This is a genomic window from Paenibacillus sp. FSL M7-0896, from assembly GCF_037975415.1.
GTDB lineage: Bacteria > Bacillota > Bacilli > Paenibacillales > Paenibacillaceae > Paenibacillus_AQ > Paenibacillus_AQ silagei.
In genome coordinates this window covers 5,416,993-5,429,311 of sequence record NZ_CP150250.1, presented here as the reverse complement: position 1 = coordinate 5,429,311, position 12,319 = coordinate 5,416,993, and the positions used below count along the sequence as shown (strand labels likewise).

The 12,319-nt window shown below is 57.7% G+C and carries 10 protein-coding genes; all 10 read left to right on the top strand.

Annotation, left to right across the window (positions count from 1 at the left end):
• The first annotated feature begins 559 nt into the window (after window positions 1–559).
• The 10 genes from MKY12_RS23400 to yqfD all read left to right on the top strand — a co-directional run bounded on the left by MKY12_RS23400 (window position 560) and on the right by yqfD (window position 12,311).
• Complete coding sequence (locus MKY12_RS23400) at window positions 560–1,741, top strand: exonuclease SbcCD subunit D (protein WP_339311102.1); 1,182 nt, start codon at window positions 560–562, stop codon at window positions 1,739–1,741.
• 1 nt (window position 1,742) lies between these two features.
• On the top strand, window positions 1,743–5,435 hold the full coding sequence (locus MKY12_RS23395; protein WP_339311101.1) for an AAA family ATPase: 3,693 nt from the start codon (window positions 1,743–1,745) through the stop codon (window positions 5,433–5,435).
• 894 nt (window positions 5,436–6,329) lie between these two features.
• Window positions 6,330–6,689 (top strand): histidine triad nucleotide-binding protein, encoded by a 360-nt coding sequence (locus MKY12_RS23390; RefSeq protein ID WP_076075810.1) that lies wholly within the window; start codon window positions 6,330–6,332, stop codon window positions 6,687–6,689.
• Window positions 6,690–6,831: 142 nt separating this feature from the next.
• On the top strand, window positions 6,832–7,005 hold the full coding sequence (gene rpsU / locus MKY12_RS23385) for a 30S ribosomal protein S21 (protein WP_005547957.1): 174 nt from the start codon (window positions 6,832–6,834) through the stop codon (window positions 7,003–7,005).
• 15 nt (window positions 7,006–7,020) lie between these two features.
• Window positions 7,021–7,464 carry a GatB/YqeY domain-containing protein gene (locus tag MKY12_RS23380; RefSeq protein WP_036724349.1) on the top strand — a complete coding sequence of 148 codons (444 nt, stop codon included), beginning with the start codon at window positions 7,021–7,023 and terminating at the stop codon, window positions 7,462–7,464.
• A 160-nt stretch (window positions 7,465–7,624) separates the two neighbouring features.
• Window positions 7,625–9,007: an NfeD family protein gene (locus MKY12_RS23375; protein WP_339311100.1), complete on the top strand. Its 1,383-nt coding sequence runs from the start codon at window positions 7,625–7,627 to the stop codon at window positions 9,005–9,007.
• A 36-nt stretch (window positions 9,008–9,043) separates the two neighbouring features.
• Complete coding sequence (floA, locus tag MKY12_RS23370) at window positions 9,044–10,045, top strand: flotillin-like protein FloA (RefSeq protein ID WP_339311099.1); 1,002 nt, start codon at window positions 9,044–9,046, stop codon at window positions 10,043–10,045.
• A 16-nt stretch (window positions 10,046–10,061) separates the two neighbouring features.
• Window positions 10,062–10,658 carry a hypothetical protein gene (locus tag MKY12_RS23365; protein WP_339311098.1) on the top strand — a complete coding sequence of 199 codons (597 nt, stop codon included), beginning with the start codon at window positions 10,062–10,064 and terminating at the stop codon, window positions 10,656–10,658.
• Window positions 10,659–10,839: 181 nt separating this feature from the next.
• Complete coding sequence (gene yqfC / locus MKY12_RS23360) at window positions 10,840–11,133, top strand: sporulation protein YqfC (protein ID WP_209872075.1); 294 nt, start codon at window positions 10,840–10,842, stop codon at window positions 11,131–11,133.
• Window positions 11,130–12,311 (top strand): sporulation protein YqfD, encoded by a 1,182-nt coding sequence (gene yqfD / locus MKY12_RS23355; RefSeq protein ID WP_036724344.1) that lies wholly within the window; start codon window positions 11,130–11,132, stop codon window positions 12,309–12,311. The genes yqfC and yqfD overlap by 4 nt, the downstream gene beginning before the upstream one ends.
• Window positions 12,312–12,319 lie beyond the last annotated feature (8 nt).

The following is a 12,319-nucleotide window of genomic DNA, read 5'->3' as shown; positions in this document are numbered from 1 at the left end:
GCGACATATGGACCGAGTGTATCTAAAAAACAACATACATGGTGCTTGCACGCAGGTGAATGATCCGAATATATGCGAAAAACAGCATACATTGTGCTTGCGCGCAGGCATATGAACCGAATGTATGTGAAAAACAGTATACATGCATGGTGCTTGCGCGCAGGCATATGAACCGAATGTATGTGAAAAACAGTATACATGGTGCTCGCACGCAGGTGAATGGTCCGAATATATGCGAAAAACAGCATACATCGTGCTTGCGTGCAGGCATATGAACCGAATGTATGTGAAAAACAGTATACATGGTGCTCGCACGCAGGCATATGAACCGAATGTATGTGAAAAACAGTATACATGGTGCTCGCACGCAGGCATATGAACCGAATGTATGTGAAAAACAGTATACATGGTGCTCGTATGCAGGTGAATGGTCCGAATATATGCGAAAAACAGCATACATTGTGCTTGCGCGCAGGCGTATGAACCGAATGTATGTGAAAAACAGCATACATTCTTTGAATCTATAATTGCCGCAGACAGGCGGGGAAAAGAGGCGGAAATGCGCATATTGCATACGGGAGACTGGCATCTGGGGCGGACGCTGGAGGGCCGAAGCCGGCAGAAGGAGCAGGAGCAGTTCGTGGATGAGCTGGTTATGATAGCCGATTCCTCCGGGGCGGATCTGATTCTGATGGCGGGGGATGTCTATGATTCGGTCAATCCTCCGGCTGCGGCGGAGCAGCTGTTCTATGACGCGGCGGCCAGACTGACGGCAGGCGGCCGTCCGCTGGTGGTTATTTCGGGCAATCACGACCAGCCGGAGCGCGTAGCTTCCGTGTCCCCGCTTGTCCGCAGACAGGGGATTACGCTCGTCGGAATGCCGACTTCGGAGCCGGTCACGGTGCATGCGGCCAGAACCGGCGAGGTTGCCAAAATCGCTGCGCTCCCTTACCCCTCCGAAGCCCGGTTGGGCGAACTGCTTGCCGGAGACAGCGGAGAGGCTGAGCTGAGGCTGGCTTACAGCGCCCGGGTGGGGCGGCTGATGAATCTGCTTGGACGCGAGTTCACCCCGCAGACCGTCAATCTGGCGATGAGCCATATCTATGTGCTGGGCGGCGTGGAGAGTGACTCTGAACGGCCGATTCAGGTCGGCGGCGCTTATACCGTTGATCCTTCGGCACTTTCTTGCGGAGCGCAGTATACGGCACTTGGGCATCTTCACCGCGCCCAGCGGGTCAAGGGCGAGGGGATGATCCGCTATAGCGGCTCCCCGCTGGCTTACAGCTTCTCAGAAGCAGGCCAGGCCAAGTCGGTGGCGATGATTGATGTGGCACCGGGCGGGGAGCCTGTGTTCGAGGAGATCTATCTCTCCTGCGGGCGGCCGCTGGTGAATTGGAAGTCTGCGGGCGGATTGCAGGAGGTCTACGGCTGGCTGGATGAGGGCAGGGATGAAGGAGCATTCATTGATCTGGAGCTGCGCTTAACCGAGGCCATGTCGATGAATGATATCCAGCGGCTGCGCAAGTCACGGGAAGGCATCGTCCATATCCGGCCAATCTATCCGCAGATGGAGCAGGAGCTGGAAGAGATGTCCCGCTCCCGCATGCCGGTACAGGAGCTGTTCCGCAGGTTCTATCAGCGCCAGACCGGCGGTGCGGAGCCGGATGACAGCCTGATTGAGCTGTTCCTGGAGCTGGCGGAAGAAGAGCGGCATGAAGCAGCGGAAGGGGAGGAGAACTGATTTGAAGCCGATATTGTTGAAATTATCCGGGCTGCAGAGTTACCGGGCGGAGCAGGAGATTGATTTTGCCAGCCTGACCGAGACGGGGCTGTTCGGGATCTTTGGTCCGACGGGCAGCGGCAAATCCAGTCTGCTGGACGCGATTACACTGGCGATGTACGGCAAAGTGGAGCGCGCCGTGAACGGAACCCAGGGGATTATGAACCATTCCGAGGACCAGCTCAGCGTGGCCTTCACCTTCGAGCTGAACTCCTCTTCCGGGACGCGTCGCTATCGCGTAGAACGGAAGTTCAAACGCACCGGGGAGCAGTCGGTCAGCAATACGATCAGCCGGTTCATCGAGGTCAAGGCGGACGGGGATCTTGTGATGGCCGACAAGCTGGCGGACGTTACGCGCTGTGTCGAAGAGCACATCGGGCTGAAGATGGACGACTTCACCCGGGCCGTTGTGCTGCCGCAGGGCAAATTCGCCGAGTTCCTGTCGCTGCGGGGCGTGGACCGCAGGCAGATGCTCCAGCGTCTGTTCCATCTGGAACAGTACGGCGACGGGCTGGCACTGAAGCTGAGCCGCCGCGTCAAGGAGAACGAGGCGGCACTGCGCGCTCTGGAGGCCGAGCAGCAGGGGCTGGGCAGCGCGGGCAAGGCAGATGTGGAAGCGGCAGCCGTCCGTGTGCAGGAAGCGATCCGTCATGCGGCGGATTGCCGGGGGCGGCTCACGGAGGCTGCGGAGCGCGCCGAGCGCTTCGCCCGCATCCGCGAGCTGCAGGAGGAACGGGCCCGCCGCGAGTCGCAGCGGCAGGCTCTGCTGGCCCAGGAGGAGCAGATCCTCCTCCTGGAGCAGAAGCTCGGCAAGGCGGACGAAGCCGAGCGTAGATTGCCCGCACTGAAGGCTTGGCGCAGCGCGGAGGAGGCCTGGAAGGCCCGGGCGGCACGCGCCGGGGGCCTTGAGGTCTTGGCTGCCGCCGCCGTGCAGGAGGCGGCAGCCGGGGCGGAAGCGGAAGCAGCGGCCCAGGCCGCGCTGTCCGCAGGCGAGCCGGCCCTCCGCGAGGAGGAGGGCCGGTACCGGCGCGCGCTCGAGCTGGAGGCCGAGCTCGGCGCGCTGCACAGCGAGCGGGCGGCGCTGCAGGTGCGCCGCGAGGAAGCCGCCCGGGGCCTGGCCGCCGGGCGGGAGAGCCTGGCCCGGGAGCGTGAGCTTTTGGCCCGCGGCCAAAAGAAACAGCACGAGCTGCAGCAGAGCCTGCAGCCGCTGGCGGTCCGCTCCCAGGAGCGGCAGTCTCTGCAGGAAGCCATGCAGAGACTGCAAGGACTGCGTTCTGCCGAGGCCCAGCGGGAATCGGCAGAACGTGAGCGCCAGAGCCGCGCGGCGGTGCTCGCAGCGGCGGAAGTGCGGCTGGCCGCCGCCGGGTCCCGGCGGCAGGCGCTGGATGCCGGGCGCGGAGAGCTGCTGGCCGCCGCCGCCCTGCACCAGGAAGAGCTGCGGACGGCCGAAGGGGCAGCGGGAGACGCTGCCGGCCGCCTGGAGGGGCACATCAGCGCGGTGGAGGCTGCGCTGAAGGAGCAGGAGGTTCACCGGCTCTCGCAGGCACTCGCCGGTGAACTCCAGGAAGGGGTTCCCTGCCCGGTATGCGGCAGCGAGCATCACCCCTCCCCTGCGCTTGTTCAGAAGCAGGGGGACCCTGAGGAGCTGGACAATAGGCTCCGCCATGTCCGCGCTCAGGCCCGGCAGGCGCTGGAGACGCGCCATCTGCTGCGCAGCCTGCTGGAGCAGGACAGCTCGTGGCTCGCTGGGCTAGCGGGAGCCGCGTCTGAAGAGGCGCTGCACCAGTCCGCCGCTGGCGCCGCCGGGGCAGAGGCGGCTGCGGACAAGACGGCAAGCATGACTTCCTACGCCGCACCCGCACCCAAGCTCTCAAGCAGTTCCGGTTCGGATGCCGGATCTGTCACTCTCAGCAATTCCGAGTCTCACACCGCTTCAGATTCCTTAAACACTTCGGAGTCTCTTGAGGCTTCCAAGTTCCCAAGCAGTTCCGGCTCTTATACAGCATCTGACTCTCTGGACAGTTCCGGCTTCCACGCCGAACCTGATTCTTTAAGCACCCCGGCCTCGGAGTCTCACGACTCCATGGTAACCGCGCAGCTTCCGGATGAACAAGCTTTATCCGCGCTGGATGGGCGGTTGTCTGCCTTGAATGATCAGCTGGCCGCGCTCCGAGGCCGCTCCGCAGAGCTGCGCCGTGCAGCCTCAGACTGGCAGCGTTCCCTGCAGGAGCTGGAACAGGTGTACCACAAGGAGGCGGCAGGTGCCGAAGCGGAGAAGACCTGGCTGCAGGGACTGTCTGCCAAGGCAGAGGAACTGGCTGCTTCAGCCAGCAAGCTAAGGGAGGAATGGAGCCGTCTCTTCCCGGAGCTTGCCCCGGAGGAAGCGGAGATAACGTATCGGGAGATGCTTGGCAAGGATGAACGCGCCGAGGAGATCCGCAGCCGGCTGGAGATCAGCGTCAAGTTCCTGGACGAGAAAAGCCTCGCTGTACAGACGCTGAACGAGCAGCTGGCCGGGCTGGACAAGGAGCTGGCGCAGTGGGATGCGCAGCTTGAAGGCAAAGAGGCGCTTGCCCGCGATAAAGAGCAGCGCCTTCGCGAAGGGACCGGCGGCCGGCCTGCCGGGGAACTGCTGGCCGGGTGTGAACGCAGATTGCTGGAGCTGCAGACTGCGCTGGAACGCTGCCGGCAGGAACACCGCCGGGCAGCGGACAAGGCGCAGCAGCAGACACGTGAAGCTGCGGTAGCCCGACAGGCGGCAGAATCGGCGCAGGAGCATTATACCGCTGCCGCCGCCCAGTGGGAGGAGAGTCTGCAGTCTTCGCCGTTCGCTTCGGCCGCAGAAGTGGAGGCCTCATCGCTGGAGACCGGAGAACGGGCAGAAGCTGCCGAACGTGTGAAGTCCTACCGCGAAGAAGAGGCGGAGTGCCTGCTGCAGCTGCGGAGTATTGAAGAGAAGCTGGCTGGAGCTGTGCTCAGCAGTGAAGAATGGCAGGAGAGCCAGGAAACGCTGCTGAGGTGCAAAGAGGAGGACGAAGCCTCGCTTCAGGCCCGTGCACGGGCAGAACGGGATCTGGAGGATCTGCAGCAGCGCCATATCCGCTGGGTAGAGCTGGAGGACAAGCGGGCCGGACATGCGGCGATGCAGGAGCGTCTATCCAAGCTGCAGACCGTACTGCGCGGCAACGCCTTTGTGGAGTATATTGCAGAGGAGCAGCTGATGCAGGTATGCCAGGCTGCGTCACAGCGTCTACGGTTCCTGAGCAAGCAGCGTTATGCATTGGAGGTGGATTCAGGCGGGGGCTTCGTCATCCGGGATGACGGGAACGGCGGCGTTAGACGTCCTGTGTCCACGTTATCCGGGGGAGAGACCTTCCTGACCTCCCTGTCGCTGGCGCTTGCCCTGTCAGCCCAGATTCAGCTGCGCGGACAATACCCGCTGCAATTCTTTTTCCTGGATGAGGGCTTTGGCACCCTGGACCCGGATCTGCTCGACACCGTCATCACTTCACTGGAGAGACTGCATAATGACCAATTGTCTGTGGGCATCATCAGCCATGTTCCTGAGCTTCGGGCCCGCCTGCCGCGCAAGCTGATTGTGGTTCCTGCAGAGCAGGGCGGCGGGGGTTCAACCATTCTTTTGGAAAAAATGTGAAAGACGGGGTTGGTTGTGATGAGAATCACAGATACACCTCCAACCCCCTGTTATAATACAGCTAAGCCGACATTATTTGAAACACCTCGGCGGACGTATGACAGGGAATGAACTCCTTCTCATACGTCCGCCGCCGAAGCAGCTCATATGAGCTGTGAAGGGTGTTTCTTTTTTTTGTCTTTTTTTGGGTCCACGCTCAAAACTAGCAACGGTCCTACCCCAAGGAGGGAGCACCCTCCTTTAAGGCAATCGAACAAAATGTATGCGAAAAACCGAACACAATATGGCTGTTGAGGTGTTTGTTGACCAAATGTACACGATAAACCGAATTTATTGTGCCGCCCACCCTGTTATAATACAGTCTGCCCTACCTACACCCCCTGTTATTGTGATCCTCCACTCCCTGCCACTGATATTAACGCCCTGTTCGCGTGATACTTCCACCCCTGCTTCACTGATCCGTCTCCACCTGATATCCTGATCCCTATTCCCTGATCCCTGCCTGTTTACCTGCTCCCACACTCCTTGCTGCTCCCACCCCAGTTCCCCCATACATCGCCGCCCGCCCACTTTCCCTCACAATCCCAGCATAAGCCGCGCCAGACATTTGGTTTTACCAGAAAATAGCCTTCCGCCTTTCGTAATTGCTCAACATCCTGTATGATTAGTTCCATAAATTGAAATTTGTCGCGAAGCCGATCAGGCCGGAAGCCCGATGATCTTCAGGCGTGTGCGCCCCGCAGAGCTCTAGCTGTATTGACGGTCATTGCCTGTGAGTAGCGGGTGGCCGTTGTACGAATAAGAGTTAGGTTCGTGTCTGTTATCTCAGCCTCTGCTGCGGAAAGTGCCGGATGCAAGCTTCTGCATTACAAATTTTTTGGGAGGAAGCGTGGTATGGAAACTGTATTCAGCAAAATTATCGAAGGTGTAATCCCGTCCAAAAAGGTGTTCGAGAATGAGCGGATTCTGGCGTTCCACGATATTGAGCCTGCCGCCCCTGTGCATGTGCTGATTATCCCGAAGAAATACATCGCTTCTATGAACGAGGTTACGCCTGAGGATCTGCCGCTGATTGGCGAGATTCATGCCGTAGCACAGCAGCTTGCCGCAGAGCTCGGAATTGCCGATACCGGCTACCGGCTGATTAATAATTGCGGTCCGGACAGCGGGATGGCAGTGCCGCATCTGCATTATCATCTGCTGGGTGGAGCCAAGCTTGGTGCCCTTACGGGGAACTCCAGTTCTCATGCCTAAGTAAGCAATGCAACTATGTACAGCCCGGCTAAAAAAAGAATAACGCGAAGGTTGACACCTTATTTAGGTTTGACCTATAATGAAAGGTGATGAACCGTGTTGTTATGCTCTTGGACGGTCTGGTCGGAGGGAGGGAAAACTGGTGTCTGAAACGAAAGTTCGCAAAAACGAGACAATTGATGCTGCACTTCGTCGCTTTAAACGTTCCATTGCTAAGGATGGTGTCTTGGCTGAGGTGAAGAAACGCAAGCATTATGAGAAGCCAAGCGTAAAGCGCAAGAAGAAGTCTGAGGCTGCTCGTAAGAGAAAGTTTTAGGAGGATTACCCACGCATGAATCTTAGCGAACGATTAAACGAAGATATGAAGCAAGCGATGAAGAGTAAGGACAAGTTCACACTCTCCACCATTCGAATGGTTCGTTCTACAATAAAGTATCTTGAAATAGATTTGAAGAGAACATTAGACGACAACGAAGTGCTTGATATCCTTAGTCGTGAGATCAAACAGCGCAAAGATGCCCTCCAAGAATTTGAAGCAGCGGGTCGCGATGAGCTTGCCGCGAGTACTAAGGCAGAAATCGAGATTATCATTAAATATCTTCCCGAGCAGCTTACCGAAGAAGAAATTAAAGTAATTGTACAACAGACCATCCAGGAAACCGGTGCTTCTTCGAAAAGTGAAATGGGTAAGGTGATGAGCGCACTGATGCCTAAGGTCAAAGGTCGCGCCGATGGTAAACTTGTGAACCAGGCGGTTCAGCAGTTTCTGCAATAATATAACGCTAGCACCCCTTTTATAAGGGGTGTTTTTCATTATGTGGAGCTTTTTGGATAGAACTGCGTATAAGGTATACTAAGAATTATATGCAGACTTACATAAAATGATAAGTTGAGAATGCAAATGGTTCACGTACAAAAGGGGGGGGGGCGCAGGCTTGAATAAGTTACGCACCATCATATTTTCCTGTTTCGCGGCCTTAATGGTTCTTCTGTTCCTGCCATTGGCGGGGACGGTTCAGGCGGATAATGAAGCGGTCCGCGCACCGGGAGCAGCCTCAGGTACAGTGGTCAACGGACCCGTCTTCATTATTCCGGTGGATCAGGAGATTGAGCGGGGGCTGCAGAGCTTTCTGGAACGGGGCTTTCAGGAAGCGGCGAATTACGGCGCAGTTCTGATTATTCTGGAGATCGATACACCTGGAGGACGGGTGGATTCCGCCGAACGAATCGGCACTCTGGTCAGAGACAGCAAGATCCCGGTAGTAGCCTATATCAAAGGCAACGCCGCTTCCGCAGGCAGCTACATCGCGCTGAGCGCGGACGCCATTATCATGAAGCCGGGCAGCATGATCGGGGCCGCTTCGCTGGTGGACATGAACGGGAAGAGCGTGGAAGACGCCAAGATGGTATCCTATTGGAAATCCAAAATGATCGGGGCTGCCTCGCTGAACGGGCGTGATCCTGAAGTGGCGGCCGGCATGATGGATGTCCATCTGGTAGTTAACCGCCCGGAGCTGGGCGTGAACAAGCAAGCGGGCGAGATTATCGCTCTGAGCAGCAATGAAGCACTTCAGGCTGGTTACGCCGACCAGATTGCTGGAACAGAGCAGGAGGCGATTACCTGGCTGGGCTACTCGACAGACGACATTTTTCGCGTTGAGCATACTGGTGCGGAGAAAATGTCGCAATTTCTGACTCATCCGGTAGTCATGACGATTCTGCTCTTTGTGGGCATCGCCGGTGTGTTCATCGAGCTGCTGGTGCCCGGCTTTGGGGTGCCCGGAATTGTCGGTACGCTGGCATTTGCCCTTTACTTCTTCGGCAACTATGTGGCCGGCTTCGCCGGGGCGGAGACGCTGCTGCTGTTCATTCTGGGACTGGTGATGCTGATTCTGGAGCTGTTCGTGCCGAGCTTCGGTATTCTGGGAATTCTCGGGTCCATCAGTCTGGTGGCGGGTGTTGTAAGGGCTGCTTACAGCTTTACACATGCTCTGTTCAGCCTTGGTATTGCTTTTTCGGCGGCGGCTGTGGTTATTGTGATTGTAGCCGTAGTCTTCAAGGAGCGGGGCATCTGGAACCGGTTCATCCTTCAGGATAGCCTTACCAGAGAGAAGGGATTCGTGCCTGTTCCGGAGAAGCTGCGTCTGATCGGGGCCTCCGGTATCAGTGTTACCCCACTGCGTCCGGCCGGAACCGCCACCTTTGGCGGCGAACGGATAGATGTGGTGACAGAAGGCGGGTTCATCGAGGCGCAGACGGCCGTGTCCGTGGTGAAGGTTGAGGGCGGCCGTGTGGTAGTGAAGGAAGCTGCGAAATAATTTTTGTCTATCAAAATATCGGAGGTAGGTAAGCGTATGTTAGAAGCATCTATGATTACTTTTTTGCTGATCGCGGTAGCCGTGATTATTGTACTAAGCGTCTTCTTCAGCTTCTTCCCGGTAATGCTGTGGATATCTGCCTGGGCCTCCGGGGTCAAAATCAGCATTATCACGCTGGTAGCGATGCGTCTGCGCCGGGTAACGCCGAGCCGGATTGTCAATCCGCTGATTAAGGCGACCAAGGCCGGGCTGGGGCTGAATATCAATCAGCTGGAGAGCCATTATCTGGCCGGAGGGAACGTGGACCGGGTAGTGAACGCGCTGATTGCCGCCCAGAGAGCGGATATTCCGCTGGAATTCACACGTGCCGCTGCCATCGATCTGGCCGGACGCGATGTGCTGCTGGCGGTTCAGATGAGCGTTAACCCGCGTGTCATTGAGACGCCGATTGTTGCGGCTGTAGCCAAGAACGGGATTGAAGTCAAGGTCAAGGCAAGGGTAACGGTGCGGGCCAATATCGACCGGCTGGTCGGGGGTGCGGGCGAAGAGACGATTATTGCCCGTGTCGGCGAGGGGATTGTAACCACAGTCGGCTCCAGTAATTCGCATAAGGATGTGCTTGAGAATCCGGATTCCATCTCCCGGACCGTATTATCCAAGGGTCTGGACTCAGGGACTGCCTTTGAAATTCTGTCCATTGATATTGCGGATGTGGATGTAGGCAAGAACATTGGTGCGTACCTGCAGACCGAGCAGGCGGAAGCGGATAAGCGCATCGCCCAGGCGAAGGCTGAAGAACGCCGGGCCATGGCGGTTGCCCATGAGCAGGAGATGAAGGCACGCGTGGTTGAGATGAAGGCGCTGGTCGTTGAATCTGAATCCCAGGTTCCGCTGGCGATGGCCGAAGCCCTGCGCTCCGGCAAGCTTGGTGTGATGGATTATATGAATCTTAAAAACATCGAGGCAGATACGCAGATGCGCGGTTCCCTCGGCAAACTAAACGATGGGGACGACAGCAGCCGTCCGCCCCACAAATAAAGGGATGTGAGCTCCCATGAGCGGCGTGATCTATTTCCTGGTGCTGGCGGCCATAGCGATCATCACCAATCTGAACAAACAGAGGGGCAAAGACAAACAGGCCCCGCGCGGGGGGATGCCTACCTTTGGGGGCGGCGGGGGAGATATCGCCAATCCGCTGCCCCGCCGCCGGAAGGCCGGACACGTTGAACAGCGAGGCAGCGGATTTCCGGCGCCTGCCGGGACAAGGACGGCCCCAAACCAGCCTGCCCCGCCGCCGGATGCTCAGGAGGCCCCGCCTTCGCCAGCATGGGCTGAGGCTGGGCAGCCGGCTCCCGGTGATGAGACAGGCGAAGGTGTGTCTCTGGAACAGGCCGATGACCTGGACAGCGTGGAGGCCCGCACAGAACGCATGCAGCAAGAGCTGGAGAAGCTGAAGGCTGCCTTCGACGGAATGGCGGCTGCGGTCCCGTCTGCGGGCTCCGACGCAGGCGGGGAGGACGCAGATGCAGCATCATCGGCATATGCTGTCCATCCGCTCACAGGCGACCCTGACGCGCTGCGCAGCGGTCTGGTATGGGCGGAGGTGCTGGGTCCGCCCCGTGCCCGCCAGCCGCATTCCACGCGGCGCTAAGACCTTGCCTCCGCTTTCCGAGCAACATGTAATACTGCACATAAGCCTGAATCCATTCCCTAACCGGAAGGGATTCAGGCTTTTTTGCTGTTTTCCCTGGCAGAAGGGTGTGAGTTCTTCTCATAAACGGCCGCCCCGCCGCATAAGGTGTACAGAAGGCAGGAAGGGGGAGCGTCTACTTATGACCCGTATCGGCCGCAGGCTGCGGGGATGGACAAACGGGATACTGGATCTTCCGCAGGATGTGCTGCAGGAGATGCCCCGGATCACCCTGATCGGCAATAAGGAGCTGTATATTGAGAACCACCGCGGCGTGCTGCACTTCTCTTCGGAGCAGCTCAGGCTGGCATTAACCCAAGGGGTGCTGGAGATTTCCGGTGAAGGACTGGTCATCCGCAATATTCTGGGCCAGGAGCTTGCCGTCATTGGAGTAATCGGTGAAATCAGATATAAGGAAAGTGGGGAGAATCCATGAAAGAACCGCCTCTGTCATCACTGCGGGGGTTCGTTACACTGCATGTGAGCGGACCGCAGGTGGAGAAATTCATTAATGCTGTAACTGGAGCGGGCATCATCATCTGGGATGTGAGGCCTGCCGGGGACGGCGCTTCTTTGAATCTGCTGCTGGATGACTTTTTCCGGCTTCGCCCGCTCCTCAAAAAGACAGGCTGCCGTATGCATGTTACAGCCAGGCACGGACTTCCGTTTCGCCTCGCGCGCTTGTGGAGACGGAAGTTTTTTGCCGCAGGTATGCTGATCTTCGGTGTAGGCCTGCTGCTGCTCTCCTCGATGATCTGGAGCGTCAAGGTTGAAGGGAATACCCGCATTCCGACCGAGGACATCCTGGAAGCCGCACGCAAGGAGGGCGTCTATCCGTTTCAGTGGATTTGGCGCATGCAGGAGTCGGACGAGCTGTCCCGGGAGCTGACCACCCTGGTTCCGGGCTTAACTTGGGCCGGGTTCCACCGGAACGGGACGAGCATTACCATACAGGTCGTCGAAGCTGACCGCCCGGATAACAAACCGCTGCTCAGCCAGCGCCATCTCATCAGCCGGACCGATGCGGTGGTGACCGAAATCTATGCGGAGCAGGGCAGACCGGTGGTCAGCCGGAATTCGCGGGTTAAAAAAGGGGACATCCTCATCTCCGGTGCGCTGGGTGACGAGGAGAATACAGAGTTCGTTGTCGCCAAAGGCATGGTTAAAGGCCTTGTATGGCATGAATATAATCTGGAGGTACCGCTCAAAAGAACGGGCAGTGCATATACAGGAGAACGCAAGGACCGCACCTATCTCGTTCTTGGCAAATGGGCGATTCAGCTGTGGGGCTACGGGGACTCCGGGTTTGCGAAGTCACGTACACTTTCAGAGCCCGACATGCTGTCGTGGCGCTCTTTTCAGCTGCCGCTGGGCCTGATGACCGAGAAGGAACTGGAGATTAAATACACCACTGAAGCGCTTACTTCGGAGGCAGCTCGTGCAGAAGGGCTGACGCGGGCCAAGAGCGATATTTTCGCGCGTTACGGCGCTGATAGCGTCATCAAAAGTCAAAAAATTTTGCATGAGAAGAAAGAGAATGGTAAAGTTTATATGAAAGTGCTGTTTGAGGTGGAAGAGAGAATCGCGGAAGAGCTTCCGATAGTAAACAATTGAGGAGAATG

What these genes read in the sequence shown, in the direction of transcription:
- MKY12_RS23400 (WP_339311102.1), top strand. Translation starts at nt 560, where the DNA reads ATGCGCATATTGCATACGGGAGACTGGCATCTGGGGCGGACGCTGGAG.
- MKY12_RS23390 (WP_076075810.1), top strand. Translation starts at nt 6,330, where the DNA reads ATGGAAACTGTATTCAGCAAAATTATCGAAGGTGTAATCCCGTCCAAA.
- MKY12_RS23380 (WP_036724349.1), top strand. Translation starts at nt 7,021, where the DNA reads ATGAATCTTAGCGAACGATTAAACGAAGATATGAAGCAAGCGATGAAG.
- floA (WP_339311099.1), top strand. Translation starts at nt 9,044, where the DNA reads ATGTTAGAAGCATCTATGATTACTTTTTTGCTGATCGCGGTAGCCGTG.
- MKY12_RS23365 (WP_339311098.1), top strand. Translation starts at nt 10,062, where the DNA reads ATGAGCGGCGTGATCTATTTCCTGGTGCTGGCGGCCATAGCGATCATC.
- yqfC (WP_209872075.1), top strand. Translation starts at nt 10,840, where the DNA reads ATGACCCGTATCGGCCGCAGGCTGCGGGGATGGACAAACGGGATACTG.
- yqfD (WP_036724344.1), top strand. Translation starts at nt 11,130, where the DNA reads ATGAAAGAACCGCCTCTGTCATCACTGCGGGGGTTCGTTACACTGCAT.